Source organism: Methylobacterium oryzae, assembly GCF_021398735.1.
Lineage (GTDB): Bacteria > Pseudomonadota > Alphaproteobacteria > Rhizobiales > Beijerinckiaceae > Methylobacterium.
On sequence record NZ_CP090349.1, the window covers coordinates 1245543 to 1268707 of the forward strand.

Sequence of the window (23165 nt, forward strand, 5' to 3'; positions counted from 1 at the left end):
ACGAACCCCGGACCAGAGCCAGCGACCGATGCGCAAGAAGGCACAAAACCGGTTCCCCGCGATCCTCGGCGTCGCCGCCCTCGGCGCGCTCGGCATCGGCGGCGCCCAAGCCCGCGATCAGGGCAACTATGCCCAGGCCGAGTGGGCGCAGGACTACGCCTCACCCGCCGGCATGCAGGTGCAGCGCGAGACGGTGCCGATCCTCTCGCCCCAGACCGTGACGTCCACCGAGCAGATGGTGGAGCGCTACAAGGACATCGTCGCCCGCGGTGGCTGGCGGCAGGTTTCCGGCGCCGACCACCTGCGGATCGGCTCGCGCGGCCCGGCCGTGGCGGCCATCCGCCAGCGCCTGATCGTCACCGGCGACCTCGATCCGGCCGCGGGCGGCTCGGGCGTGTACGATTCGTACGTCGCCGCGGGCGTGAAGCGGTTCCAGGCCCGGCACGGCCTCAGCCAGACCGGCGCGATGACGATGGCCACCCAGCAGGCCATGAACGTGCCCGCCGACGTGCGTCTGCGCCAGCTCGAGATCAACGTCGTGCGCCTGCGCTCCTACTCGGGCGATCTCGGCCGGCGCTTCGTGATCACCAACATCCCGGCCGCGCTCGTCGAGACGGTCGAGAACGGTCAGGTCGTCACGCTCCACGCCGCCGGCGTGGGCAAGATCGACCGCCAGTCGCCGATCATGAATACCAAGGCGACGCAGATCAATTTCAACCCGACCTGGACGGTCCCGGCTTCCATCGTGAAGAAGGACCTGATCCCGAAGATGCAGAAGGATCCGAACTACCTCACGGACAACAAGATCCGGATCCTGTCGAACGGCTCCGAGGTCTCGCCGAAGTCGGTGAACTGGTTCTCGGACGAGGGCACCCGCTACACCTACCGGCAGGATTCGGGCGCCGACTTCAACTCGATGGGCATCGTCCGCATCAACATCCCGAACCCCTACGGCGTGTTCATGCACGACACGAACACCAAGGGCGTGTTCGGCGACGATTTCCGCTTCATCTCCTCAGGCTGCGTGCGCGTGCAGAACGTGCGCGAGTACATCACGTGGCTGCTGAAGGACACGCCCGGCTGGGACCGTCAGAAGGTCGAGGAGGCGATCGAGAGCGGCAAGCGCATCGACGCCAACATCTCCCAGCCGGTGCCGGTCTACTGGACCTACATCACCGCCTGGTCGACCCCGGACGGCATCGTCCAGTTCCGCGACGACATCTACAAGCGTGACGGCGTGAACGTGCCCTCGACCATCGGCGCGCCGACCCCGGTCGCCAGCGCCGAGCCGATGCCGCAGACCTTCGAGCCCGGCGACGAGGAGTAGTCGGACCCGCGGGCGCCGGCCGCTCCCAGCGACGCCCGCCCGTCGAACCCGATCCGAGGCCCGCACCTCTGCCGAGGCGCGGGCCTCGCGCGTTCGGGGCCGCGCCTGTCATCCGGAAGTCAAACGCGTCTGGTTGGCCGCGCAGGCAGCGTCCCGGATGCCGGTTGCCGGCCTCCCGCGGGACGCCGCGCCGCGAAGCCGTGCAGGAGCCATCGATGTCGCGCGACACCCAGCCCGGAGGCCTGACCCGCCGGAGCACCATGGCGGGCGCCGCCGCCCTCGGCCTCGTCGCGGGCCGGGCCGGTGCGCAGGAGCCCGCCGAGGCCGCCGAGGCCACCGGGATTGTCTCCGCGCGCGACGCGGCCGGCGGGGACCCGGTCCCGCTGCCGGGCGTGCTGGTGTCCAACGGTCGCGAGATCGCGCGGACCGACGAGCGGGGCCGATACCGCCTGCCGATGTCGGGCGACGGCGCGGTCTTCGTCATCAAGCCGCCGGGCTACGCCCTGCCGCGCGACGCCGACAACGTGCCGCGCCACTCCTACATCCACCAGCCCGGGGGCACGCCCGCCGAGCTGGGCCTGCGCTACCGCGGCCTCGCGCCCACCGGGCCGCTCCCGGCCTCGATCGACTTCACCCTGACCCGGGCGGACGAGCCGGACGACTTCGACGTCGTGCTGTTCACCGATCCCCAGCCCGAGAGCCGGTTCGAACTCGACCACGTGCGCGACACCGCGGTCACCCGCGCCATGGCGATCCCGGCCGCCTTCGGCCTGACCACAGGCGACGTGCTGTTCGACGATCTCTCGCTCTACGGCCGGTCCAACCGGATCGTCGGGCGGATCGGCCTGCCCTGGTACAGCCTGCCGGGCAACCACGACCTCAACATGCAGGCGCCGGACGCGCGCTACAGCCGCGAGACCTGGAAGCGGGTGTTCGGCGCGCCGACCTACGCGTTCCGGCACGGCCGGGCGTGGTTCGTGATGCTCGACAACGTCGAGTGGCTCGGGCCGCCGGTGCCGGTGGGCGCCAACACCTACCGGGGCCGGATCGGCGACCGCGGCCTGGCCTTCCTGCGCAACCTCCTGGCCGAGATCCCGCGGGACGACCTGATCGTGCTGGCCATGCACATCCCCTTGCACACCGAGACCGGCCCCGAAGAGCCCCGCACCCACACCACGGACCGCGCCGCGCTCCTCGACCTGCTCGCCGGCCGCAAGGTGCTGAGCCTCGCCGGCCACACCCACACGACCGAGCACCACTACCTCGCCGACGGCCATCACCATCACGTGCTCACCGCCGTCTCGGGCTCGTGGTGGAGCGGTCCCGACACCCGCACGGGCATCCCCTCGGCCGACAGCCGCGACGGCACGCCGAACGGGTTCCACGTCCTGTCGATCCGCGGCACCGACTACACGACGCGCTACGTCGCCGCGCAGGGGCAGCCGGACGAGACCATGCGGATCCTGTTCGAGAGCGAGCTGCGGGCCGGCGCGCCCGAGGTGGTGCGCTGGACCCGGCCGGTGCAGGGGCTCCGGCCGCCGGTGCCGCAGGACGCGCTCGCCGACACGACCCTGGTGGTGAACGTGTTCGACGGCGGCCCGCGCACGCGCCTCGCGTTCCGGGTCGGGGACGCGACGCCCCGGCCGATGGCGCGCGCCCGCCGCCCCGACCCGTTCGTCACCGAGCTCTACGAGCGCTACCCGGAGACGAAGAAGAGCTGGGTGAAGGCGGTGCCCTCGACCCATATCTGGACGGCGCGGCTCCCGGACGACCTCGCGCCGGGCGCCCACCGGGTCACCGTGGAGGGCGCGGACGAGTACGGCCGCCCGATCCGCGGCTGCACGGTGCTGGAAGTCACCGGCGAGCGCGGCCGCGGCTGAGCACGGGCGCCGGTCGTCCGGCGCCCGCGCGGGTCACGCCGCCAGCTGGCGGGCGCCGTGGCCGCCCTCCTGGATCTCCTCGACGATCTTCGCGCAGAACGCGTCGAGGTCGCCCGGATTGCGGCTCGTGACGATGCCGTGGTCGGTCACGACGTCCTTGTCGTGCCAGCGGCCGCCGGCATTGATCACGTCGGTCCGGATCGAGCTGAACGAGGTCAGGTCGCGGCCCTTGGCCGCGCCGGTCTCGATCAGCAGCCACGGGGCGTGGCAGATCGCGGCCACGACCTTGCCGGAGGTCAGGAAGCTCCTGATCAGGGCGAGGGCCCGGGGCTCGAGCCGGAGCTTGTCCGGGTTGATCTGGCCGCCCGGGAGGACGAGGGCGTCGTAGGATGCCGAGTCGACCTGCTCTAGGTCGGTGTCGACCGTGACCTCCCGGCCCCAGTCGGTCTTGTCCCAGCCGCGGATCGTGCCCTTGCTCTGGCGCGATTGCGGGGCGGCGACGGTCACCGCGGCGCCGGCCTCGGCCAGCTTGGCCTGCGGGACGGTCAACTCGCTCTCCTCGAAACCGTCGGTGGCGAGGATCAGGATCTTGGCTTGGCGGATGTCGGGCATGGTGGTCTCCGGTCGGGGGATCTGCCCGGCTAACGGAGGCTCGTGCCGCCCGTTCCCGCGGCCCTCCGCCGCCCGGCCGCGTCCGGGAGCGGACCCCGGACCGGTGATCGGAACCCCCGGGGAAGGCGGCCCGTTGGTCCCCATCCCAACCATCAGGAGTCGCGTCATGGCCAATCCCGGCCTTCCCGAGCCCACGCCCGGCGACCTGCCGCCGCCCCCGCCGACGCCCGAAGAGGAGCCCGATATCGGCCCGACCGGCCCGCGCACGCCCTATCCGGTGAACGATCCGGGGATCGGCGAACCCGGCGGTCCGGGCTCCGAGCCGGACATCTTCCCCGGCACGCCGACGGATCCCGGGACGCGCATGTGACGGCGCCCGCGACGGCCGAGCGCCCGGCCGTCAGTGACCGCCGTGCGAGGTCCGCACGTCGCGCGGGGCATTGAGGATCTCGGAGAGGCTCGTCACGACGTGGCGGGCCTCTTCGTCCGTCAGGCGGAGCTGGAACGGCGGCAGAGCGCCGGCCTGCAGGGCGACCACCGCCTGGCCCTCGTCGTCGGTACCGACCTCGATGGCCGACGACGTCACGTCGAGCATGGCGACCTCCTCGTCGCCCATCTCGTCGGCCATGTCGGGCTCGTCCGTATCGTCGATCGCCGTGAGGAGTTGCCCGACGGCGCGCACTAGCGCCCGGGCGGCGCGGGCATCCATCACCACCGCCGTCGCCTGATCGTCCTTCTGGAAGGAGAGCTGGATGTTCGCACCGTCCAGCGAGACCGAGATGCCTGCCATGTATCGTCCAGAGCCACGCGCCTTAACTGCTTGAGCGCATTCCGTATATGCATCGTGAATGCCCGGAATCACAGGGGGCGGTGCCGCTCGGCCCCCTCCCGATCCCGGCCTGCGACGCAGATGATACGCCGCCCATGCCTTGTTGCGGCCGCAGCCTGCGCCTAAATACGTCCTCGGGGGGCTTATCCACCGAGGCTGACGCTGTTCAAGGTTCAGCGACTCGCGCCCCGCCGCACTGGCCAAATCCAGAAAGACCGTGGTGCATCACGCGGCCCTCGTGCCGCGCGGATGGCCTATGGACGAACGAGGTACACTACGTGAATACCGGCACTGTGAAGTGGTTCAATGAGACCAAGGGCTACGGTTTCATCCAGCCCGACGATGGCGGCAAGGACGTGTTCGTCCACATCTCGGCCGTCGAGCGCGCCGGGATGCGCAACCTGATCGAAGGCCAGCGGATCGCTTACGAGATCCTGACGGACAAGCGCAGCGGCAAGGACGCCGCCGGCAACCTGCAGGCGGCCTGACCGTCGCGGGTTCCGAGGCGCCTCCCGCGCCCTCAGTGCGCCGAAGTGTGCAACTGAGGATTGCGGGTGGCGCATGAAGCGGCCGCCAGACGCGGTTCCCCCTTCCGACGCTGCCTGCCCGGGCGAGACTGCCAGGGTTCCGGTCGCGTCGGAGGCAATATCCCAGAAACGACGCCGGGCGCAGCCAACGTCCGGTCCAGAAAAGAAAAGACAGTGATGTTATTCGAGTACACACGGCGCCGCGGCGTCCGTTCCCCCGTCACCGATGCCCCGACCTTCCGGGTCGGCAAGCTGGCGCGGGCCAAGACCGCGGACCAGACCGGGGCCGATCTCAGCGACCTGATCGACCGGTCCTACAACTACCACTCCCCGCGTGAACTGCACTGGCATCTCGCCGAGCGTCTCGGGCTCGCGCCCGCCGCGGTGAAGATCCGCGAGACCGCGACGGCCTGAGGCCGCTCGCCGCGGACACGCGGGGCCTCGGCCTCAGCGGTCCCAGGCGGCGAGCACCGGGTCGCGCAGACCCACCGGCGCGGCAAGCAACTCGCCGTGCACCGGGTCAGCGCGATTGTACGGCGTCGCAGCCCCGGAGAAATCGCAGACCACGCCGCCCGCCTCGCGCAGAACGAGGTCGGCGGCGGCCAAGTCCCAGTCGCGGGCATTCCCGGAAATCATCCCGATATCGACCGTCCCGTCCGCCACGCGGGCGAGCCTCAGGGCGAGGGACGGGATCCGCGCGATCACTTCGAAATCCGGGTCCGCTCCGGCGCCCCGGGCCAGGCGGTCGAGCATCGGCTTCGGGCCGGTGACGCGGGCGCCGGGCAGGCTCTGCCTGGTATCGACGCGGATCGGTTCGCCGTTCCGCGTCGCGCCGCGCCCGCGCACGGCCTCGTAATCCGCGTCGCCCACCGGCGCGTGGACGAAGCCGATCAGCGGCTCGCCGCCCGACAGGAGCGCCACCGCGATCGACCAGTCCGGATGGCCCGACAGGAACGCCCGCGTCCCGTCGATCGGATCGACGATCCACACGAGGTCGTGGCCGAGGCGCGCCGGGTCGTCGGCGGTCTCCTCCGACAGCCATGCCGCCCGCGGCACGAGGGCGCTCAGACGCACCTTCAGGAAGGCATCGACCGCGACGTCCGCCTCGGTCACCGGCGAGCCGCCGGCCTTCGACCAGATGCGGGCCGAAGTCTGCCCGCCGAGCCTGAAGAACGGCCGCGCGATGTCGGCGGCCTCGCGCATCACGGCGCGCAGCTCCGGCATCAGGGCGGATACGGCATCGTCGGTGAGAGGCTCTGGCATCGCGCTCCGCGTGGAATCCGTGCGGCCCGCGAGGGCCCCGCCGGCCCGCCCGTCCGGCGGGCGGACGTCCGGGCCCGCTTGGGCTCACCCGGTCGGGCTGAGAAGACCCGGCGCGGAGGATCGCGCGCCCGGTCGCCCCGTTGTACGGCGGCGCCCGCAGCGCCACAAGGATGCTGGTTGATCGATCGATAACGACCGATCTGCGCAAGGAAACGTTGAGCATTCAAGGAAGCATTGAGCATTCCGCAAATGACAGCGCTGTCCAGATTCGCTTAACGACGGCTCTTAAGCGGTGCGGAGGAGTTCGGGTGCGATTTTGCTTGGCATAACGGACGGCCCGACAGGGGTCGCCACTTGCTCCAGGGACTCGGACCGATGAACACTTCCCCGGCCACGGACAAAAGCCACGCAGGACACCCGATGCACGGTGCCGACACCGCGCCCCGCTTCGTCGCTTCGCCGCTGCCGGTGATCGGCCGCACCCCCGGCGCGCGCCGGGCCGTCGGGATCGCGCTCGCCTACGCCACCGAGGACGCCGAGATCGTGGGCGCCGACCGGTTCAGCCTGATCCTCGTCGACGAAGAAGGCGACGTGCTGCAGCGCCTCGGCAGCTTCGAGGAGGACGACGTGGTCGCGTTGTGGCGCGACATCGCGGCTCGGGCGGGCCTCGTGCGGATGATCGTCCGGGAGGACGGCCTCCTCGTCCCGGTCTCCCAGCAGATCGGCCGGCTGATTCTCGGTCAGGTCCGCATCCGTCGCCGCCACGCCGGTCTCGGCCGCCGTCGCCCGCGCTTCCTGGCCCGCCGCAAGACCGGCCGGCTCCCCGCGCGCCCGCAGATCTTCCGCGGCGAGAACGAGATCATCGCCCGCACCTGAGGGCGCCGACGGCCCTTAGAACAAGTTGCGCAGCAGCGCGTCGGCGGTGAGGCCGACGAACAGGATCAGGCCCGCATCCCGGTTCGACCGGAACAGCGTGAGAGCCCCGCGCCCGTCGCGCTCGCGCAGCGACAGGACCTGCCAGGCGAGGTGCCCGGCGAAGGCGGCGACCCCCAGATACCCGACGAGCCCCGCTCCGGCCCCGCGCGCGGCCAGCACCACGAACAGGGCGGCCAGCGCGTAGCAGAGCCCGACGGCGAGCCGCACGTGCCGGCCGAACAGGCGGGCCGAGGAGCGGATCCCCGCGATCTCGTCGTCCTCGATATCCTGCACCGCGTAGATCGTGTCGTAGCCGATCACCCAGCACAGGGCGCCCGCGTAGAGCAGGAGCGCCGGCGGATCGAGGCGGGCGAACACCGCGGCCCAGCCCATCAGAGCCCCCCAGGCGAAGGCCAGTCCCAGGATCGCCTGCGGCAGCGGCATGACCCGTTTCATGAACGGGTAGATCGCCACCGGCAGCAGCGAGCAGAGACCGATGATCACCGCCTCCGCGTTGAACTGCAGCAGGACGGCCAGCCCGATCAGGGCCTGGATCACCAGGAACAGGGCGGCGTGGCGCGGCCGCACCTGGCCCGAGGGCAGGGGGCGCAGGCGCGTGCGCTCGACCTGCGCGTCGAGGTCGCGGTCGGCGATGTCGTTGTAGGTCGAGCCCGCCCCGCGCATCGCCACGGCGCCGATCAGGAAGAGCAGGCAGTGCCAGGGGTCGGGAAAGGCCTGGTCCGCGGCGATCGCCGCCAGGGCGGCCGACCACCAGCAGGGCAGGAGGAGGAGCCACCAGCCGATCGGCCGGTCGATCCGGGCCAGGCGCAGGTACGGGCGCCAGGGCCGGGGCGCCCGCCGGTCGACCCAGTGCCCGGAGACCGCGTCGGCCGGCCGCCCGTCGTCAAACACCGTGCCGTTCATCGGTCGGATCTCCGGTCGTCCCGCACGTGAGTCCCCCGCCGCTGCCGAGGGGGGACCCGCGCCGGATCCGCGATCCTCTCAGACGATCTCAGAGAGCGCCCTGCGGCAGCTTGAAGCTTCCGGTCAAGCCCGGGCCGCCGAGCAGCCCGCCGCCGCCGCCGCCCGCCTGGGCCTGCGCCTGGGCGCGGGCCTGCGCCTCCATCTTGGTCGCCTGGGCGGCGACGCTGCAGATCTTGGTGCGGATGCCGCTGACCTTCACGTGGTCGGCCTTGAAGCCCTCGGCGAAGGAATCGGGGATCGAGCACCATTCCTTGTTGGCGGCGATCCACTTGATGCCCTCCGCGCCGTTGGACTGGAGCTTCCCGAACAGGGCGCAGGCCTCCTGCGGGGTCATCTTCTTCTTGGACTGCGACGCCGCATTGGCGCGGCCGACCAGAGCCTTGCGCTCGGCCAGGGTCTTCTGGATGGCACCGCATTCCGGTGCCGCGCTCTGCGCGAACGCCGCCGTGCCGAACAGGACGGTGCCGACCAGCACCGCCGCCCCCAGCTTCAGACTCCCCTTCGCCATTCCGCGACTCCCTCGACGCCCCTGCCGAATCCGCGAGCGGCCGGCTCTCTTCCGTTCCGTTGGGTTCGCCATAGGATTGTGGCGTCATTCGAGCGGCAAACCGGCTGCGCCATGCACCGGTGGACTGGCTGCCGAAAACCGGGGCTCGTAACCATTCGGCAACACTTTCGGTCGCGGTCCCCGCGTTGACAGGCCCGCCGGCCCGCGCGACCACGCCGCCATGCCGGCCTATGACTTCACCGCTCCGCGCCTCCACGTCGCGGCCGATCTCGCGGCGGGGGTGATTCTGCCCCTCGACCGGGCTCAGGCAAACTACCTGCTCAACGTGCTGCGCCGGGGGCCGGACGATCCGGTCCTGGTCTTCAACGGCCGCCACGGCGAGTGGCGCGCCCATCTGGTCCAGACCGGGCGCAAGGGCGCCGACCTGCACGTCGCCGCGCAGACGCGTCCGCAGCCCGCGCCCGCCGACCTTCACTACCTGTTCGCCCCGCTGAAGAGCGCGCGCCTCGACTATCTCGCGCAGAAGGCGGTGGAGATGGGGGCCGGGACGATCCGACCGGTCATCACCCGGTTCACGCAGGGCGATCGCGTGAACATAGACCGGCTGCGGGCCAACGCGGTCGAGGCCGCCGAGCAGTGCGGGATCCTGGCGATTCCCGATTGTCCGGAGCCCGAGCGCCTGCCGGCCGCACTCGCGGGCCTCGCGCCCGGGCGGCTCCTCGTGTTCTGCGACGAGGACGCGCCCGTGCGCGACCCGGTGGCGGCCCTGCGGGCGGCCGGCGACCCGCTGGCGCCCCCTCCGCTCGCCGTGCTGGTCGGTCCCGAAGGCGGCTTCTCCGAGGAGGAGCGGGCGCTGATCCGGGCGCGGCCGAACACCGTGGCGCTCTCCCTGGGGCCGCGCATCCTGCGGGCCGACACCGCCGCCGTCGCCGTGCTGACGCTGGTGCAGGCGGTGCTCGGCGACGCGCGCTGACGCGCGCCGCCCCGATCCATGTGTGCCCGCGCACATGGAAGGACCGCGCCGGTCGATTGTTTCCCCGGATCAGACGTGAAGCGGCGCGCCGGTCGAGACCGCCGCGTTGTGGGTTCACGGCGGCTCGATTATGTCCCGGATCGGACGCCGCCTGCGCCGCGTGCTCATCGGGGTCGGGGGCGGGTGTCCGCCCGGATCCCGCTCGCGAGAGCGGGTTTGTACCGGGTGGATCCGCCGGAGCAGTCCGGCGCGCCCGTTCCCAGGCACACGTCAGACGCACGGGCAGGCAGCGCATGGCGCGCGACAGCAACGACACCACGCCGCTCACCACGCGCGCCGAACTGATCGAATGGTTCGCGGCGGGCGAGAAGCCGCGCGCGCGCTTCGCGATCGGCACCGAGCACGAGAAGATCCCGTTCTATCGGGAGACCCGGGCGCCGGTCCCCTACGAGGGGGACCGCGGCATCCGGGCGCTCCTGGAGGGACTCGCCCGCGAGACCGGCTGGGAGCCGATCCTCGATCTCGGCAACATCATCGGCCTGTCGGCGGAGGCGGGCGGCGCGATCTCGATCGAGCCCGGCGGCCAGTTCGAGCTGTCGGGCGCGGCGCTCCCCGACGTGCACGCCACGGCGGCGGAACTCGCCACGCACCTCGCCGCGGCGAAGCGGGTGGCCGATCCCCTGGGCATCGGCTTCCTGACGCTGGGCATGAGCCCGAAATGGCGCCGGGACGAGACCCCGGTCATGCCCAAGAGCCGCTACCGGATCATGGCCGGCTACATGCCGAAGGTCGGGTCCCTCGGTCTCGACATGATGCTGCGCACCGCCACCGTGCAGGTGAACCTCGACTTCGCCTCCGAGGCCGACATGGTGCGCAAGATGCGCGCGTCCCTGGCGCTGCAGCCGGTCGCGACCGCGCTCTTCGCCAACTCGCCCTTCACCGACGGCCGGCCGAACGGCTTCCTGTCGCGCCGGTCCGAGATCTGGCGCGACACGGACGCCCACCGGACCGGGATGCTGCCCTTCGCCTTCGACGCGGGGTTCGGCTACGAGGCCTACGTCGACTGGCTGCTCGACATGCCGATGTACTTCGTCAAGCGAGGCGACACCTACCACGACGTGTCGGGCGCCTCGTTCCGCGACCTGATGGCCGGCAAGCTCCCGCAGCTGCCGGGCGAGTTCGCCACGGTCTCGGACTGGGCCAACCACGCCTCGACGGCCTTCCCCGAGGTGCGGCTCAAGCGCTTCCTGGAGATGCGCGGCGCCGATGTCGGCGGCCCCGGCATGATCGCCGCCCAGGCCGCCTTCTGGACCGGTCTCCTCTACGACGACTTGGCCCTCGACGCGGCCCTCGACCTCGTGAAGGGGTGGAGCCTCGCCAACCGCGAGGCCGCGCGCGCCACGGCGCCGCGCCTGGGGCTCGCGACGCCGGTGGCCAATACCACGCTCGGGGCCGTCGCCGCCGAGGCCCTGGCGATCGCCCGCGCGGGCCTCCGGGCGCGGGGCCGCCGCGACGCCGAGGGCCGGGACGAGGTGATCTACCTGCAGCCGCTCGAGGCCGTCGTCGCGGCCGGGCGGACGCGGGCCGAGGATCTCCTCGCCGACTACGAGGGTCGCTGGGGCGCCTGCGTGCGTCCGGCCTTCACGGAATGCGTCTTCTAAGACCCTCCTGAGCGGCTCTCGCAGCCCGAGCGAATCGCCGTTGGAACGTGCTAATAGAACGTTCCGACAGGGCGCCACGCTCGGGGAGATGCCGAATCATGACCCGCATCATTGCCGTCATCCTCGCCGGGATGACTTCCATGCCGGCGGCCGTGAGCACGGCGCGGGCGGCCGACCTGGCGCGGTTCGAGGGCGCTGGGCCGGCCCCGGGGCGCTGGCATTACGGGGCCGGCGGCCGGATCGCCGGCACCGTGGCCGCGCGGGGGCGGCCGCAGTACAGCTATTACGGCGAGTACGGCTATCCCGCGCCGTTCGGCTACGGTTACGCCTACGCGCCGGTCCCGAGCCGCGGCTTCGAGTACGGCTACAACGGTCCCCGCTATGTCTGGACCGCGCCGGACAGCTATTCCGGACCCGCCTTCGGCTATCACGTGTGGTGAGGACGCCGCTGGCGCCGGGCCGCCGCGGTGCCTAAGACCGCCGGGCCGGCATCCGCGCCGGTTCGGGAGCTTCCGGCGTGCGGGACGAGGATCCGGACTGCGTCGACCTCGACCTGAGCGGCCTGAAATGTCCGCTCCCGGTCCTGCGCACCCGCAAGGCGCTGCGCGGCCTCGCCGCCGGCCGGACGCTGGTGGTGACCTGCACCGACCCCCTGGCCGCCCTCGACATCCCGAACCTCGTGCGCGAGGAGGGCGCCCGCCTCGACGCCGCCGAGCGCCTGGAGGGGCCGCCCGCGGGGCGTTTGCGCTTCCGCATCACCGTGTCCGCAAGGCCGCCGCATTCCTGAACGATCCGTCGGGCTCCAGGAGCAGGGCGAGATCGGAATGGCACCACGGATCGGGGGCGTGCGCCTCGTACATGACGGCTGGGCGCGCTACCTCGTCGCCGAGGTGATGCAGGAGGACGGGAGCCGCATCACCCGGGAGATGGAGGATCACGGCCGGGCGGTCGCGGTGCTCCCCTACGATCCGGAGCGGCGGGTCGCCACGCTCGTCTCGCAGTTCCGGGCGCCGGTCCTCTACTCGGGCGGGCCGCCGAGCCACATCGAGGTGCCGGCCGGCCTCCTCGACGAGGGCGCCTCCGAGGACGAGGCGCGGCGCGAGGCGATGGAGGAGACGGGCCTGCGCCTCAGCGCCCTCGACTTCGTCGCCAGCGCCTGGTCGATGCCGGGGATCTCCACGGAGCGGATGGACCTGTTCCTCGCCGCCTACGGCGAGGCCGACCGGACCGGCACCGGCGGCGGTCTCGCCGCCGAGGGCGAGGCCGTGGCGGTCCACGAGATCCCGCTGCCGGAGCTGGCCGCCATGGGCCGCCGCGGCGCGATCACCGACATGAAGTCGCTGACGCTGCTCTTCGCGCTCCAATTGCGGCGGCCGGACCTGTTCGCGGAGCGGCGCTGAGGTCAGCCGGCGCGCCGCCGGAACTGGTCGCGCGCGGCGAGGCCGATGAAGCGCCACGACTTGATGAAGTAGCGCCGGAACAGCCGGCGCGGCGCCTGCAGGAACCGGTAGATCCACTCGAGGCCGAGGCGCTGCATCAGCCGCGGGGCGCGCGGCAGGAACCCGGCGGCGACGTTGAGGGCGTCGCCGACGCAGAAGACCACCGGCTCGCCGAGCGTCTGGCCGTGGCGATCCACCCAGATCTCGGATTTGGGCGCGCCGACGCCCATCACCAGCAGCGTCGTCCCGTGGGCGCGGATCCGCTCCGCCAGGGCGCGGCTGTAGGCCGCGTCGTGCTCGAAGCCGAAGGGTGGCACGGCGCTCGTCACGGCGCCGGGCGGAAGGCCCGCTGCCTGCAGCCGGGTCGCCAGCGCGTCCGCCGCGTCCTGTCGGGCGGAGACGAAGAAGACCCGCCGCGCGAAGGCCGGCGGGTCGGCCAGGACGCAGCCCAGGAGGTCGTGGCCGGTGATCCGGTGAACGGGCTGGCCGCACGCCTTCCGGGCCAGCCAGACCAGCGGCATCCCGTCGAGGGTCCGGGCCGCGGCGCGCGCGTAGGCCTCGCGGAACGGCGCGTTCTCGCTGAGCTGGACGATGTGATCGACGTTCGCCGTCACGATCATGCGCGGGCGGCCGTCACGCCGGGCCGCGACGTCGGCCACGAGGGTCGCGGCGGGACCGGTGTGAAACCGGTAGCCGAAGAGTTCGACGGTCGCGCCCGTCTGCGGCGATCCGGACGCCGCGGGGGCCGGGGCGCTCACCGTGTGTGCCTCCCCGAGGACCGGATCCATAGCGCCCAGGTAGAGGCTGATCTCGCCGATGTCACGCATCGGCGGCCCGGAAGCTCGCGGCCGGCCGGGTGGCGGCGCGCAGGCTGCGGCGACGGTCGCTGTCGGCGCCGAGCAGCAGGGCGATGCCGCCGCCGAGCAGCAGGCCGAGGACGAGCGCCACCGGCAGGACGATCTTGGGGGAGGGCGGGAAGGTCCGCTGGCGCGCCGGGACCGCGGCCGAGATGATCCGGACGTTGGTGGTGTTGAGCCGCTCCTGCTCGCTCGCCTCGCGGGCGCGCTTCAGATAGGCCTCGTAGATGCCGCGGCGGGCGTCGAGGGTCCGCTCCAGCTCGCGCAGGCCGACATAGGCCCGGTCGCTGGACGCGGTCTCGTTCTTCACCCGGTCGAGATTGGCCCGGATCGCGGCCTCGCTCGCGGCGGCGCGGTCGTAATCCTTCTGGGTCGTCTCGATGATCCGCTCCTTCTCGCGCTGGATCAGGCGCTGCAGGTCGCGCTGCTGGGCGTACTGCTCGGCCATGGCCGGGTGGCGCTCGCCGAGGCGGGTGGCGAGCTCCGCGGTGTTGCGGGACAGCGTGGCGTATTGCTGCCGCAGGGCCTGCATCTCCAGACTCTGCAGCATTTCGGGAAGGGCGGTGCTGGGATCCGACGAGCGCATCCGGCGCGCCTGATCGAGGCGCGACTTGGCCTCCGCGGTCTTGATGGAGGCGGTGACGAGCTGCTGGTTCAGGTCGCCGAGCTGCTGGTCGGTGAGCAGGCGGCCGCTGGCGGCCACGAGCTTGTGATCCTCGCGGTAGCGCACCACGGCGCTCTCGGCCTGCTCGACGTCGCGCTTGAGGCTGTTGAGCCGCCCCGCCAGGGCGTCGGAGGCGCGCCGTGCGGTCTCGGTCCGGGCCGCGGCCTCCTCGGCGAAGTAGGCGTCGCCGACGGCGTTGGCGATGCGGGCGGCCTTCTCGGGATCGCGCGACTGAACGGAGACGTCGATCACGAAGGTCCGCTCGGCCCGCCGGACTGTGAGCCGGTTCTGCAGCGTGTCGAGGGCCGTGAAGACCGGGTCGCGGCTCGCCGGCGGGGGCAGCATGCCCAGCGCGCCCTTGATCCAGGTGAGGGTCGGGTTGTTGCCGTCCGGCAGCACGAACTCGTCGTCCTGGTCGAGGTGGAGCTTGGCGATCACCCGGCGCAGGACGCTGTCGGACTGGATCACCCGCACCTGGCTCTCGGCGATCGACACGCCGCTGTCGGCCTGGGGCTGGCGCGCGTTCACGTCGTTCTCGACGACGCGCAGGTCGCTCGGATCCACTAGGATCTGGATGCTCGACGTGTAGCGGGGCGGGATCAGGCCGAGGAGCGCCACCGCGACGGCGACCATGAACAGGCCGCCCAGCACGATGAAGCCGCTGCCGCGCCACAGCCGCCGCAGGATCACGCGGCCGTCCGTCGGCGGCGCGACCTGCGGCAGCACCATCCGCACGGGCCGTTCGCCGCTCATCCGCGTCGAGAAGTCGAACATACGCCTCGCTCCCTGACCTGCCTCGGCGGAGACCGCCGCCCGTCACCCGCCCCGTCGCCCGTTCCCTTTCTGACCAGCTCCGTGCCGATCTGGAACAGGTGCCCGCCCGAGGCGCTGCCTTCTTCGGGAGCCCAGCAATCAACATACCGGACCAGTAGTGTCGCCCCGATGCGGCACTTGCTTCAGGAAGCTGGCAGATATCGCTTACAGATGCAGTCCTGACTGTCACGACAATCGGGCGTGAAAAGTTCCCGATTTGTTGGGGACTACGCAGGCCGCCTCAGGCGGTGCCCGCGTGTGCGACAATTGACTCCAGCGCATCGTAAGCCGCGGGATCGCCGGCCAGGAAGCGCCGGAAGCGCGCGCCGTCCTCGGCCGCGATCGCGTTCCAGCGCGCGACGTTGGCCCGACTCATTCCGGCGGCGCGGGCCAGGGCGCCGTCGCGGATCCAGCCGGCGAGGGCGCCCGCGGCCGCGTCGGGCTCCTCCGGCCGGATCAGCAGGGCCGACGCCCCCAGGACCTCCCGGAACACCGGGTCGTCCGGCGCCACCACCGGAAGGCCGCCGTGCTGCACCTCCAGCAGCGGCAGGCCGAGCCCCTCCGCCTTGGAGGTGGAGACCAGCAGGTGGCACGACCCCGCGAGGGCGCGCAGCTCGGCGTCGGCGAGGTACCCGTGGCGGTGCAGGAACGGCGGCGGTGCGTCCAGGAAGGCGTGCTGTCCCCAGCCGACCCGGCCGACGAGGTGGAGCTCCGCCGGGATACCGGCACGGATGAGCGCCGCCGTCAGCGCGAGGGTCGCCGGATAGTTCTTGCGCGGCTCGATGGTGCCGATGGCGAGGATGCGCAGCGGCCGGCCCGGCGCGTAGGCAGCCGGTCCCGGCAGGTGCGCGAGCCCGAAGGCGTCGCGGACGGGGGGGCGCAGCAGGGCGACGCGGGCGCGTCGGGCGCAGAGCGCGCGCACGTCCGCCCCGGTGGTGCGGCTGTTAACGAACAGGTTCGGGCACCAGCGCAGGGCCAGGGCGAAGCTGGGGCTCATGTAGAGCCGGCTGCGCAGGCTCAGATCCTCCGTCCGCGTGAGCAGGAAGGTGTCGTGGACGTAGAGCAGGCAGCGCGACGCCGCGACGGCGCAGAGCGGCCCGGGCGGGAAGCCCGGGAACAGGAACAGGGCGTCCCGATCCATCAGCGCCCGCGCCGGCAGGCCGAGCTGCTGCGCGGCGACCATGCCGGGCAGGGAGCCCGCGGTCACCGGCCGCACCGCGTGCGGGGCGAGCCGGTCCGGGGCGAACAGGTCGAGGGTGACTCGCTCGATCCCCGTCACGTGGGCGCGCAGATGGGTCTGATCGAGGTAGATCCGTCGCCGAGTCGGCGCCGCCCGCGCGCCGCCCGCATTGTCGCCGGCCCTGTCGCCGCGGGCCGTCACGTCTGGCTCCGGCGCAGCGCGCCGGCGAGGTAGAGGCACCGGCGCACGAGGAGCGGCATCCGACGCCCGAAGACCATCTGCTTGGCCCGCCGCAGCCGGCGCACGAGCGGGCGCGAGATCGCCGGGACGGTGCCGGCCGCGCCCGCCCGCAGGTCCGCCGCGAAGGGGAAGTGCCCGAGCATCCCGGGGGCGAAGCGCGGGCCCGTCGGGGCGCTCGGCAGACCGTGACGCCGGAAGACCGCGTCCAGCGACAGCGCGGAGGCGGCCGGGCTGTAGCGGCTCTCCAGGGCGATGCGCGCGAAGGCGCCGAGCCGCGCGCGCGCCTCGCTGTCGCCGACCAGCGCCGCCAGCGCCTCGGCGAGGGCGCCCGGCCGCACCGGTACGAGGCGGCCCGACACGCCGTCGATCACGGCCGAGGTCAGGCCGGAGGTGCGGTAGGCGAGCGTCGGCACCCCGCACAGGCCGGCCTCGATCGGCGTCTGCCCGAGGGTCTCGTGACGGCTGGCGGTGACGTGGAGGTCGCAGGCCCCGTACCACGCGGCCAGGAGCGCCTCGTCGGCGATGAGGCCGGGCGCGTACAGGTTCGCGACGCCGAGCCGGGCCGGGTCGTCGAGCCGGCCGACCGCCACCACGCCGACGCCCGGGCCCGCCACGGCCTGGAGCGCGGCCCGGAGATCGGCGAAGCCCTTGTCGGGCCCGTCGACGATGACCGAGGAGACGAGGATCAGGACGTCGTCGGCCGGCAGGCCGAGCGTGCCGCGCAGCGCCGCGCGATCGCCGGGCCGGAACACGGCGGTCGGGAAGGCCAGCCGCACGGGCTCGATCACGCTGCCGGGCGGGGCGAGTTCGCGCGCCCGCGCCAGCGTCCAGTCGGAATTGGCCAGCAGCCAGGGCGCGGAGGGTCGCGTCGGGGATCCGGGCGCGGCGCCGGCGAGCACCGCGCGCTTGCGCTCGTGCATCCCGGCGATCCGGCCGGGCGCCAGCTCCGGGTACTCGTCCGGGCCGGGGCAGGCGGCGTCGCAGCCGGAGGCGGCGCGCCCGCAGTCGCGGGGGTGGGCGCACCGGCCCGTCAGGGGGAAGAGGTCGTGCAGCACGAGGCCGACCGGACCGCGCCGCGCCAGGCGGCCGACGACGTCGAGGCTGCGGGTGGCGCCGTGCAGGTTGCCGGCGAGGACGAGATCGGGGGCGGCCGCCGCGACCGCGGCCTCCGCCTGCGGGAAGTCGTCGCGCCACTCGGCGGCCTCCGGGCGTCCGCTCAGCGTCACCTCCGCGACCCGGTGGCCCGCGAGCGTCAGCGCCTCGGCGAGGCGGCGCTGGGCCACGCCCGCGCCCCCGCGGGTTCCGGTCCCGGTCAGCGACACGATCGACAGGCCGGCGGCGGGCGGGGGCGGCGGCGCGTCGAGCCTGTGGAGCAGGATCGGGCGGCCGATCAGGCTCCGCCGATCGGCGGGGATCGCCGACCAGGCGGAGGCGGCGTCGAGCGTCCCGTCGGCGTCGAGGATCGCGTGCGCGAGGGCGTCCCGCCGCCAGAGGATCCCGCCGTCCGCGGCCCCGGGGCCGTCGAGGCCGCGGACGGCGTCGTCGAACAGGACGCGCAGCCCCGCCACCGCGTCGGCGCCGGTGAGCGCGGCCTCCAGCGCCAGGGCGGTCAGCGCACCGGGCGCGAGCAGGTCGCCGGCGCGGAGCCAGAACAGGTGCTCCGGATCGGGAACCGACAGGATGCGCGCCGCCGCGGCGCGGCCGGCCGCCGGGTCGAGCAGGTCGTGCCGCAGTTCCGGGTAGCCCTGGCGCAGGACCGACGCGACGGTCTCGGCGAGCGCGGCACCCGCGCCGGCCACCGTGACGACGCGGATCCGCGGCCACGGACGCCCGTCGGGGAGCGACGCGGGACGGGCCGGCGCGCCGGCGCTGCGCCCGAACGGCCAGCCGGCGACGCCGTGGGCGGGCGGTGACATGTCTGCGGCGTCGGTCACGGCGGCTCTGGCGGCGGCTCGGGTCTCGTGCGGGGCGGCAGAGTGGACGGGAAGGTTGAAGATTGCCTCTCGGGGCGGGCGGCCCGTCAGGCCGCCACGCGGATCCGCGCCGGGCCGGCCTCGATCCGGCCGATCCGGGCCGCCGCCGGGTAGCCGGCCGCCCGGATGCGCGCCAGGATCGCGTCGGCCCGGTCGGCCGAGCAGGTCACCAGCAGCCCGCCCGAGGTCTGCGGATCGGTCAGGAGATGGCGGCGCCACTCGGGGAAGTCGGCCGGCAGGTCCACGGCCTCGCCGAACGCCGCCCAGTTGCGGTGCGAGGCGCCGGTGACCGCGCCCGCGCGCGCCAGCGCCTCCGCCTGCGGCAGCAGGGGAAGGGCGTCGGCCTCGAGGGTGAGCGTGAGGCCGGCGCCGCGGGCGATCTCCAGGCCGTGCCCCAGGATGCCGAATCCGGTCACGTCGGTCAGGGCGTGCACGGCGGGCTCGGCGGCGAGATCGGTCCCGATCCGGTTGAGCAGCGTCGTGGTCGCGATGAAGTCGCGGTAGCCGGCCTCGTCGAGGGTCGCCCGCTTGATCGCCGCCGAGTAGACCCCGACCCCGAGGGCCTTGGTGAGCAGGACGGCGTCCCCGGCCACCGCGTCGGCGTTGCGCCGCACCGCCTCGCGGCGGCAGGTCCCGATCACCGCCAGACCGTAGATCGGCTCCGGTGCGTCGATCGAGTGGCCGCCCGCCACCGGGATGCCGGCCGCAGCGCATTGCTCCGCGCCGCCGCGCAGGATCCGCGCGACCACCTCGGGGTCGATCTTGCCGAGCGGCATCCCGAGGATCGCCAGCGCGAACAGCGGCCGGCCGCCCATGGCGTAGACGTCCGAGATGGCGTTCGTCGCGGCGATCCGGCCGAAATCGACGGGGTCGTCCACCATCGGGGTGAAGAAGTCCGTGGTGGCGATGAGGCAGGTGCCGTCCTCCAGTTCCCACACCGCCGCGTCGTCCGCGGTCTCGTTGCCGACGAGGAGCCGCTCGAACGGGCCCGCCGCCGGCTGCTGGGCGAGGAGCTGGCGCAGGGTGGCCGGATCGAGCTTGCAGCCGCAGCCGCCGCCGTGGGCGAGACTGGTCAGGCGGGGGGCATCGCTCATGGCCGAACTCCGTTCCGGATAACCTGGGGTCTTCGCGGGGTCTTCGCCGGGTCTTCGCGGAGTCAGTAGCGCGTCGTCACCGCGTTGAGCCAGTCCGGCGAGGCCGCGACGGCCGCGGCCTCGACCCGCTTGTCGAGGCCCGTCAGCACCAGCAGCCCGAGCACGACCATCACGGCGCCGAGCGCGGCCTTCGCGGCCCGGCCGGCCGCAGCGAGGCCGCCGCGCCAGCGCAGCAGCGCCTCGCGGGAGACGAGGCCCAGGAGCATCAGCGGGGCCGCGGCGCCGATCCCGAAGGCCAGCATGGTCAAGGCGACGCCCCCGAGATGCTCGCCCCGCGCCGCCATGAGCGAGGCCGCCCCCAGGGTCGGTCCCACGCAGGGGCTCCAGGCCGCGCCGAGCAGCAGGCCCACGGCGAACTGGCCGGGCAATCCCCCGGAGCCGACGCCGCCGAAGTGGTCCTCCGCCCAGGCGCCGACCGGGCCGGCCGCCGTCGCGACCCGGGCCTGGAGCCGCGGCAGCATCAGCACGACGCCCAGGAGCACCAGGAGCACCGCGCCGGCGCGCCGGAACACGTCGCCGTCGAGCCCGACGGTGAAGCCGATCGTCGCGACGAACAGCCCGATGGCCGTGAAGGCGATGGCGAGGCCGGCCGCCAGAGCCGCCGGACCCAGGCGATGCTCGGCCGCCGCCGTGCCGAGCACGATGGGGATCAGTGGCAGCACGCAGGGCGAGAGCACCGAGAGCAGGCCGGCCAGGAACGCGAACCCCACCGTTCCCAGCATGCCCCGTGCCCTCCCGCTGGCGCCTCGCCCGACGAGGCTTCGACCCTGGCGCGCGGGCCGTCAACGCGCCAGGCGGACGCGGGCCGGCGGGAACAACGCGGCCGCGCGCCGCTTTCGGCGGCAGTCCGGCGGCGTTGCCGGGCGAGGCGCCGAGGAAGGCGCCGAGGAAGGCGCACAGGAAGGCGCTGAGGCGAGGCGGAGCGGACCGGTGACCATCTTCTTCACGGGCGACACGCATTTCGGCGACCCGCGCGCGCTGCGCTTCGATCACCGGCCCTACCCGGATCTCGAGGCCCACGATGCCGGCCTGATCGCGGCCTGGAACGCGACGGTCGCGCCCGGCGACACGGTCTGGCACCTCGGCGATTTCGCCCTCGGGCCGAGCGGTGACCGGATCCGCGCGATCCTCGCCGGACTGAACGGCGAGAAGCACCTGATCGTCGGAAACAACGACGGGCCGGACACGCTGACGGCGCCCGGCTGGGCGTCGGTCCGGCACTACGCGGAACTCGCCGTCGAGGGGCGGATGGTGGTGCTCTGCCACTACGCGTTCCGTACCTGGAACGGCATGAGCCGGGGCGCGCTGAACCTCCACGGCCACAGCCACGGCAAGCTCAAGCCGATGCCGAAGCAGTACGATGTCGGCGTCGATCCGATGGGTGCGGCCCCCGTGCCACTCTCCGCAATCCTGACCTCCCGACTGCGCCGGAAGCGGTGATTCGGGGCGGAACTTTCACGTCAGCTTCACTGTTTCAGCGGACAGAGAAGGAGTGGACCTGAGCCGCTCCGAGAAGCCCGGCAGGACCGCCCGCGGATCTGCCATCACAAACCGTGTGTGAGTGTTCCCGTGAGTGCCAAGTTGGTCACTCTGACCCGCTGCCTCGCCAGCCTCCTGGCAGGCCTCGCCCTGACTTCCGCCGCGTCGGCCCTGCCGTCCTGCATCGAAGCCCAGCGCAAGGTCGACGAGGCGAACGCCCTGCGCTTCCAGGCGCGTCAGGAAGCCCGCCTGGGCAACCATGACCGCGTCTGCGACACGCTCGACGAGGTGGGCGACCGCTACGACGATGCCCGCGACGCGTTCGAGCGATGCGGAGAGGGCGTCGTGGCCATCGACCTCCGCAGCGAGCTGCGGGGTCTGCGGATCGCCAAGAAAATCAACCGCTGCGACTGACCGGGTGCGCGATCGCACCTCGGCCGTCCCGTTCCTGAAGCATCACCCCGATACGCGCGACGCTGGTCGCCGAGAAGGTTCTGCGCCGATGACCCCCGCCACGCTCTCGAACGACATCGAGCCCACCGTCACCCGCACCGGTCCGTCCTTCGCGGCCGCCCTGTGCGGTTTCGTCAGCACCACCGTCGCCACGACGATGCTGCTCATGCTGATCGGCACGTTCTGATTACGGTGCGACCGACCAGAATCTCTGGCGGTTGAACAGCATCTCCTGGGAGCCGATCTTCGGGGTCGGCTCCGTCCTCCGTCCGCAATCGGGCTCGGCCGGTTTCGTGACCGCCGCCAGGGTCGCCGGCGCCACCGGCACGAGGCCCAGTCGGGACTGCACTTCGGGTTGCCGTGCCGCCGCGATGGTCAGCACGCAGGCGATCAGGCCGCCGGCAACAGTTCCGAGAACGAAATTCAACATCGGGGTTGGGGTCCGAGGGCCGGTTCCTTTCGGCCGCACAGCGTCGTCGATAACCAACCCGGCGGCATCATGGCGGATGCGGCGCTCACGCGCTTTTAACTCCTGATCTGCGACAGCTACGCGCTAGCTTGCCTCAGTAGCAGGCCCGACGACGGGGCTGGACCGCCGATGAACTACGCCGCCAACGCCTACGCCAAGACCTCCCACAGCGCGCTGTCGCCCCGCGAAGCCGAATCCGCCGTGCTGCTCAAGGCGGCGCAGAAGCTGATCGGCGCCAGCCAGGGGCTCGCCAGCGGCGACGCCGGGCGCATCAACGAGGCCCTGTCGTTCAACCAGCGGGTCTGGACGCTGCTGACCTCCGAGGCGACGTCCGCGGAGAACCCGCTCCCCGCCGACGTGAAGCAGGGCGTCGGACGCCTGGGCGTGTTCGTGCTCCAGAGCTGCATCGACACGATGATCGCTCCCACGCCGGAGAAGATCGCCACGCTCGTGTCGATCAACAATCACATCGCCGCCGGCCTGCAGGGCAATCCCGGCTGAGGCCGCGTGCCGGTCAGCGAGCCGCCGCGGCGTCCGGCACCTCGGCCGGCGATTCGGCGCCGGCCGCCTCCCACTCGACGAGCTTGCGGCTCAGCTTGAGCGACCGGTAATACTCGCCGGCCTCCACCGCCTCGGCGATCGCGGCGATCTGCCCGGCGGCGGCCGGCGCGAGTCCCAGCAAATCCGTGGCCTGCCGGAAGAACAGGTCGATGCCCTGCGTCGGGTCGTCGGCGAGGTAGATGACCGTCAGGGTCAGGTGGAGACGCTTGCAGGCCGTGTCGGCCTCGCTCTCCGTGATGATCTCGCTCTCGCGCAGGAACTTGCACTGCGTCTCGATCAGGAAGGTCGAGCGACGGTCGCCGTTGCGGAGCAGCGCGCCGTTGATGATCAACCGCTCGAACGGCTTGAGTTCCAGGCGCAGGGGCATCGGGTGTTCCTTTCTAGAAGACCCGGCGATCTCATTC

General features: G+C 72.6%; 28 protein-coding genes. 15 read left to right on the forward strand and 13 right to left on the reverse strand.

Annotation, left to right across the window (positions count from 1 at the left end; genetic code table 11):
- Positions 1–28 precede the first annotated feature (28 nt).
- Both LXM90_RS05975 and LXM90_RS05980 read left to right on the forward strand, forming a co-directional pair.
- A complete protein-coding gene (locus tag LXM90_RS05975; protein ID WP_020090677.1) occupies positions 29–1327 on the forward strand; it encodes a L,D-transpeptidase family protein in 1299 nt (432 codons plus the stop codon).
- 215 nt (positions 1328–1542) lie between these two features.
- Positions 1543–3207, forward strand: coding sequence for a calcineurin-like phosphoesterase C-terminal domain-containing protein (locus LXM90_RS05980; protein ID WP_234082042.1), 1665 nt, complete (start codon positions 1543–1545; stop codon positions 3205–3207).
- Between the two features lie 33 nt (positions 3208–3240).
- Here the strand turns inward: LXM90_RS05980 and LXM90_RS05985 are convergent, their stop codons facing one another.
- Positions 3241–3819: a type 1 glutamine amidotransferase domain-containing protein gene (locus LXM90_RS05985; RefSeq protein WP_234082044.1), complete on the reverse strand. Its 579-nt coding sequence runs from the start codon at positions 3817–3819 to the stop codon at positions 3241–3243.
- Positions 3820–3985: 166 nt separating this feature from the next.
- Here LXM90_RS05985 and LXM90_RS05990 point away from each other — a divergent pair, with 166 nt between their 5' ends.
- On the forward strand, positions 3986–4189 hold the full coding sequence (locus LXM90_RS05990; protein WP_012322267.1) for a hypothetical protein: 204 nt from the start codon (positions 3986–3988) through the stop codon (positions 4187–4189).
- 30 nt (positions 4190–4219) lie between these two features.
- Here LXM90_RS05990 and LXM90_RS05995 read toward each other — a convergent pair whose 3' ends face one another.
- A complete protein-coding gene (locus LXM90_RS05995) occupies positions 4220–4609 on the reverse strand; it encodes a hypothetical protein (protein ID WP_020090673.1) in 390 nt (129 codons plus the stop codon).
- Between the two features lie 317 nt (positions 4610–4926).
- Between LXM90_RS05995 and LXM90_RS06000 the strand changes: the two genes are divergently transcribed.
- Positions 4927–5136, forward strand: coding sequence for a cold-shock protein (locus LXM90_RS06000; protein ID WP_012322269.1), 210 nt, complete (start codon positions 4927–4929; stop codon positions 5134–5136).
- A 216-nt stretch (positions 5137–5352) separates the two neighbouring features.
- Complete coding sequence (locus tag LXM90_RS06005; protein ID WP_091679178.1) at positions 5353–5589, forward strand: AsnC family transcriptional regulator; 237 nt, start codon at positions 5353–5355, stop codon at positions 5587–5589.
- A gap of 33 nt (positions 5590–5622) precedes the next feature.
- On the opposite strand, the gene LXM90_RS06010 is transcribed toward LXM90_RS06005, so the two are convergent.
- Complete coding sequence (locus LXM90_RS06010) at positions 5623–6438, reverse strand: inositol monophosphatase family protein (protein ID WP_056531692.1); 816 nt, start codon at positions 6436–6438, stop codon at positions 5623–5625.
- A gap of 420 nt (positions 6439–6858) precedes the next feature.
- Here LXM90_RS06010 and LXM90_RS06015 point away from each other — a divergent pair, with 420 nt between their 5' ends.
- Entirely contained in the window at positions 6859–7314 is a 456-nt protein-coding gene (locus LXM90_RS06015) for a DUF6101 family protein (RefSeq protein WP_020090670.1), read from the forward strand.
- 15 nt (positions 7315–7329) lie between these two features.
- Here LXM90_RS06015 and ubiA read toward each other — a convergent pair whose 3' ends face one another.
- Complete coding sequence (ubiA, locus tag LXM90_RS06020) at positions 7330–8277, reverse strand: 4-hydroxybenzoate octaprenyltransferase (protein ID WP_020090669.1); 948 nt, start codon at positions 8275–8277, stop codon at positions 7330–7332.
- 88 nt (positions 8278–8365) lie between these two features.
- Complete coding sequence (locus tag LXM90_RS06025; RefSeq protein WP_020090668.1) at positions 8366–8845, reverse strand: hypothetical protein; 480 nt, start codon at positions 8843–8845, stop codon at positions 8366–8368.
- Positions 8846–9065: 220 nt separating this feature from the next.
- Here LXM90_RS06025 and LXM90_RS06030 point away from each other — a divergent pair, with 220 nt between their 5' ends.
- The 5 genes from LXM90_RS06030 to LXM90_RS06050 all read left to right on the forward strand — a co-directional run bounded on the left by LXM90_RS06030 (position 9066) and on the right by LXM90_RS06050 (position 12879).
- Positions 9066–9818 carry a 16S rRNA (uracil(1498)-N(3))-methyltransferase gene (locus LXM90_RS06030; protein ID WP_234082046.1) on the forward strand — a complete coding sequence of 251 codons (753 nt, stop codon included), beginning with the start codon at positions 9066–9068 and terminating at the stop codon, positions 9816–9818.
- A gap of 293 nt (positions 9819–10111) precedes the next feature.
- Positions 10112–11479, forward strand: a complete 1368-nt coding sequence (locus tag LXM90_RS06035) for a glutamate--cysteine ligase (protein WP_100250666.1) — start codon at positions 10112–10114, stop codon at positions 11477–11479.
- A gap of 98 nt (positions 11480–11577) precedes the next feature.
- The gene (locus tag LXM90_RS06040) at positions 11578–11919 is read left to right on the forward strand and encodes a hypothetical protein (protein ID WP_234082047.1); all 342 of its coding nucleotides are present in this window, start codon (positions 11578–11580) and stop codon (positions 11917–11919) included.
- A gap of 77 nt (positions 11920–11996) precedes the next feature.
- The gene (locus LXM90_RS06045; RefSeq protein WP_020090664.1) at positions 11997–12266 is read left to right on the forward strand and encodes a sulfurtransferase TusA family protein; all 270 of its coding nucleotides are present in this window, start codon (positions 11997–11999) and stop codon (positions 12264–12266) included.
- A gap of 37 nt (positions 12267–12303) precedes the next feature.
- Complete coding sequence (locus LXM90_RS06050; RefSeq protein WP_026604542.1) at positions 12304–12879, forward strand: NUDIX domain-containing protein; 576 nt, start codon at positions 12304–12306, stop codon at positions 12877–12879.
- Between the two features lie 2 nt (positions 12880–12881).
- On the opposite strand, the gene LXM90_RS06055 is transcribed toward LXM90_RS06050, so the two are convergent.
- The 6 genes from LXM90_RS06055 to LXM90_RS06080 form a co-directional block, all read right to left on the reverse strand.
- Entirely contained in the window at positions 12882–13745 is an 864-nt protein-coding gene (locus tag LXM90_RS06055; protein WP_103984932.1) for a WecB/TagA/CpsF family glycosyltransferase, read from the reverse strand.
- Positions 13738–15213: a GumC family protein gene (locus LXM90_RS06060; RefSeq protein ID WP_020090661.1), complete on the reverse strand. Its 1476-nt coding sequence runs from the start codon at positions 15211–15213 to the stop codon at positions 13738–13740. Before LXM90_RS06060 ends, LXM90_RS06055 begins: the two co-directional genes overlap by 8 nt.
- 280 nt (positions 15214–15493) lie before the next feature.
- Positions 15494–16633 carry a glycosyltransferase gene (locus LXM90_RS06065; protein ID WP_103984931.1) on the reverse strand — a complete coding sequence of 380 codons (1140 nt, stop codon included), beginning with the start codon at positions 16631–16633 and terminating at the stop codon, positions 15494–15496.
- Positions 16630–18606, reverse strand: a complete 1977-nt coding sequence (locus LXM90_RS06070) for a glycosyltransferase (protein ID WP_234082050.1) — start codon at positions 18604–18606, stop codon at positions 16630–16632. Before LXM90_RS06070 ends, LXM90_RS06065 begins: the two co-directional genes overlap by 4 nt.
- 86 nt (positions 18607–18692) lie before the next feature.
- Entirely contained in the window at positions 18693–19739 is a 1047-nt protein-coding gene (gene selD / locus LXM90_RS06075) for a selenide, water dikinase SelD (protein WP_020090658.1), read from the reverse strand.
- 62 nt (positions 19740–19801) lie between these two features.
- Entirely contained in the window at positions 19802–20521 is a 720-nt protein-coding gene (locus tag LXM90_RS06080; protein ID WP_020090657.1) for a cytochrome c biogenesis CcdA family protein, read from the reverse strand.
- A gap of 208 nt (positions 20522–20729) precedes the next feature.
- On the opposite strand from LXM90_RS06080, the gene LXM90_RS06085 reads away from it, so the two are divergent.
- From LXM90_RS06085 to LXM90_RS06095, 3 genes are all read left to right on the forward strand, one after another.
- Positions 20730–21239: a metallophosphoesterase gene (locus tag LXM90_RS06085; RefSeq protein WP_020090656.1), complete on the forward strand. Its 510-nt coding sequence runs from the start codon at positions 20730–20732 to the stop codon at positions 21237–21239.
- Between the two features lie 129 nt (positions 21240–21368).
- Entirely contained in the window at positions 21369–21692 is a 324-nt protein-coding gene (locus LXM90_RS06090) for a hypothetical protein (protein ID WP_020090655.1), read from the forward strand.
- Between the two features lie 88 nt (positions 21693–21780).
- On the forward strand, positions 21781–21918 hold the full coding sequence (locus LXM90_RS06095; protein WP_020090654.1) for a hypothetical protein: 138 nt from the start codon (positions 21781–21783) through the stop codon (positions 21916–21918).
- Here the strand turns inward: LXM90_RS06095 and LXM90_RS06100 are convergent, their stop codons facing one another.
- Positions 21919–22161, reverse strand: coding sequence for a hypothetical protein (locus LXM90_RS06100; RefSeq protein WP_020090653.1), 243 nt, complete (start codon positions 22159–22161; stop codon positions 21919–21921).
- A 168-nt stretch (positions 22162–22329) separates the two neighbouring features.
- On the opposite strand from LXM90_RS06100, the gene flaF reads away from it, so the two are divergent.
- Positions 22330–22701, forward strand: a complete 372-nt coding sequence (gene flaF / locus LXM90_RS06105) for a flagellar biosynthesis regulator FlaF (protein ID WP_020090652.1) — start codon at positions 22330–22332, stop codon at positions 22699–22701.
- A 13-nt stretch (positions 22702–22714) separates the two neighbouring features.
- Here the strand turns inward: flaF and LXM90_RS06110 are convergent, their stop codons facing one another.
- Entirely contained in the window at positions 22715–23128 is a 414-nt protein-coding gene (locus LXM90_RS06110) for a flagellar biosynthesis repressor FlbT (RefSeq protein ID WP_234082052.1), read from the reverse strand.
- Between the last annotated feature and the right edge of the window lie 37 nt (positions 23129–23165).

Bases quoted from the DNA above. Each gene is read 5' to 3' on its own strand.
- LXM90_RS05975 (WP_020090677.1), top strand. From the start codon at position 29: ATGCGCAAGAAGGCACAAAACCGGTTCCCCGCGATCCTCGGCGTCGCC.
- LXM90_RS05980 (WP_234082042.1), top strand. From the start codon at position 1,543: ATGTCGCGCGACACCCAGCCCGGAGGCCTGACCCGCCGGAGCACCATG.
- LXM90_RS05985 (WP_234082044.1), bottom strand. From the start codon at position 3,819: ATGCCCGACATCCGCCAAGCCAAGATCCTGATCCTCGCCACCGACGGT.
- LXM90_RS05990 (WP_012322267.1), top strand. From the start codon at position 3,986: ATGGCCAATCCCGGCCTTCCCGAGCCCACGCCCGGCGACCTGCCGCCG.
- LXM90_RS05995 (WP_020090673.1), bottom strand. From the start codon at position 4,609: ATGGCAGGCATCTCGGTCTCGCTGGACGGTGCGAACATCCAGCTCTCC.
- LXM90_RS06005 (WP_091679178.1), top strand. From the start codon at position 5,353: ATGTTATTCGAGTACACACGGCGCCGCGGCGTCCGTTCCCCCGTCACC.
- LXM90_RS06010 (WP_056531692.1), bottom strand. From the start codon at position 6,438: ATGCCAGAGCCTCTCACCGACGATGCCGTATCCGCCCTGATGCCGGAG.
- LXM90_RS06015 (WP_020090670.1), top strand. From the start codon at position 6,859: ATGCACGGTGCCGACACCGCGCCCCGCTTCGTCGCTTCGCCGCTGCCG.
- ubiA (WP_020090669.1), bottom strand. From the start codon at position 8,277: ATGAACGGCACGGTGTTTGACGACGGGCGGCCGGCCGACGCGGTCTCC.
- LXM90_RS06025 (WP_020090668.1), bottom strand. From the start codon at position 8,845: ATGGCGAAGGGGAGTCTGAAGCTGGGGGCGGCGGTGCTGGTCGGCACC.
- LXM90_RS06030 (WP_234082046.1), top strand. From the start codon at position 9,066: ATGCCGGCCTATGACTTCACCGCTCCGCGCCTCCACGTCGCGGCCGAT.
- LXM90_RS06035 (WP_100250666.1), top strand. From the start codon at position 10,112: ATGGCGCGCGACAGCAACGACACCACGCCGCTCACCACGCGCGCCGAA.
- LXM90_RS06040 (WP_234082047.1), top strand. From the start codon at position 11,578: ATGACCCGCATCATTGCCGTCATCCTCGCCGGGATGACTTCCATGCCG.
- LXM90_RS06050 (WP_026604542.1), top strand. From the start codon at position 12,304: ATGGCACCACGGATCGGGGGCGTGCGCCTCGTACATGACGGCTGGGCG.
- LXM90_RS06055 (WP_103984932.1), bottom strand. From the start codon at position 13,745: ATGCGTGACATCGGCGAGATCAGCCTCTACCTGGGCGCTATGGATCCG.
- LXM90_RS06060 (WP_020090661.1), bottom strand. From the start codon at position 15,213: ATGTTCGACTTCTCGACGCGGATGAGCGGCGAACGGCCCGTGCGGATG.
- selD (WP_020090658.1), bottom strand. From the start codon at position 19,739: ATGAGCGATGCCCCCCGCCTGACCAGTCTCGCCCACGGCGGCGGCTGC.
- LXM90_RS06080 (WP_020090657.1), bottom strand. From the start codon at position 20,521: ATGCTGGGAACGGTGGGGTTCGCGTTCCTGGCCGGCCTGCTCTCGGTG.
- LXM90_RS06095 (WP_020090654.1), top strand. From the start codon at position 21,781: ATGACCCCCGCCACGCTCTCGAACGACATCGAGCCCACCGTCACCCGC.
- LXM90_RS06100 (WP_020090653.1), bottom strand. From the start codon at position 22,161: ATGTTGAATTTCGTTCTCGGAACTGTTGCCGGCGGCCTGATCGCCTGC.
- flaF (WP_020090652.1), top strand. From the start codon at position 22,330: ATGAACTACGCCGCCAACGCCTACGCCAAGACCTCCCACAGCGCGCTG.
- LXM90_RS06110 (WP_234082052.1), bottom strand. From the start codon at position 23,128: ATGCCCCTGCGCCTGGAACTCAAGCCGTTCGAGCGGTTGATCATCAAC.